A 1,450-nucleotide genomic window follows, 5' to 3' on the forward strand; every position below is an offset into this window, starting at 1 on the left:
TGGCCGCCGGCGACAGCTGGACGGTTGACAGCCTGGTCAACCGCGGCACCCTGGTGCTGGGCCGGCCGGCCATCCGCGGCACGGTTGCCAGCGTGACGGGCGACTATGTGCAGGGCAGCGGCGCCGTGTTGCGCACTCAAGTCAAGGACAACACCCACTACGGCCAGCTGGTGGTCAGCGGCACCGCTACCCTGCCCAGCCAGGCACGCATCGATGTGGACGTGGCCAACGCCAGCCAGCCGTTTACCGTCAGCCGCTTGCAGAACGTGCTGAGCGCCGGCAGCCTGCAGTCCGACGGCACCTTTGCGGTCACCAGCAACTCGGCGCTGTTCGACTTCGGTGCGGTGAAGGACGCCAACACCGTGGACCTGACGCTGTCGGCCAAGTCCACCCGCGGGGTGAGTGCGGCGGCCAATGCTGCCGGGTTAAGCCAGGCTAAAGGCGCGGCGCAGGTGCTCGACCAGCAGTTGGCCTTAGGCAGCGCCAGCGCCCTCACGCCCTACTTCGTCAGCGCCACCAGCAACGCCGAGGTCGCCAGCAGCCTGGCGCAAACCCTGCCGCAGAACAACGACTCGCTGCGCGCCAGCCAGGCGGCGCTGTCGGCCATTGGCTTGGCGGTGCAGGAGCGGATGGGGATTGCCAACGGCCTGCTCGGTGCCGATGGGTTGGCCAACCAGGCCAGCTTCTGGAGCAAACCGTTCAGTTATGCCAGCGGCCACGGTGGCGGCAGCCAGGGCTCGGTGATGGGCATGGACACCCGCCTCTCGCCCACTTCCCGGGCAGGCTTTGCCTTCGCCTATGCCAACGGCGAGAACGCCAATCCGCAGGGCCAGAGCAGCCAGCTGGACCTGTGGCAGTTCCTCGGCTACCGCAGCTACGCGCTGGCCCCTAACACCGAGCTGATGCTCTACGCCGGTGCCGGCAACAACACGGTGGAAGGCGAGCGCACGCTGAACCTGGCGGGTGCCAGCGGTACCGCCAAGGGCAGCTACGACAGCGTCACCGCCACCGTCGGCGCCAGCCTGGGCCACAGCTTCCAGCTGAGCGAGCAGACCCGGCTGCTGCCCGCGCTGCGCCTGGACTTCAACCATATCCGCGATGAGGCCTATCGGGAGCATGGCGCGGATAGCCTTTCGCCACTGCTGTTGGAGGTGGACGCACGGCGCAGCAACCAGTTGATCGCCGGGCTGGACGGCACCCTGGGCCATCAGTTCACGCCCCGCACCGCGTTGAAGCTGAACCTGGGCGTGGGCTACGACCTGATCAACGACGACGGTGCGGTTCGCGCGGCCTTCGCCGGCGCACCCGGCCAACGCTTCACCGTGGCCGGCGAACAGGCCAGCCCCTGGCTGTTGCGCAGCGGCGCCGGGCTCGCCACCACCTTCAGCAACGGCGCCGAGCTGTCGGTGAACTACGACGCGCAAACCCGCAGCGACTTCACTGACCAAAC

General features: G+C 68.3%; 1 protein-coding gene. It reads left to right on the top strand.

Translation table 11 applies throughout. The features are described 5' to 3' along the window. On the top strand, positions 1-1,450 hold a 1,450-nt coding region (locus tag OGL93_RS22130; RefSeq protein ID WP_263265163.1), incomplete at both ends, for an autotransporter outer membrane beta-barrel domain-containing protein.

Origin of the sequence: Pseudomonas sp. RIT-PI-S (assembly GCF_025642975.1) — a bacterium.
GTDB lineage: Bacteria > Pseudomonadota > Gammaproteobacteria > Pseudomonadales > Pseudomonadaceae > Aquipseudomonas.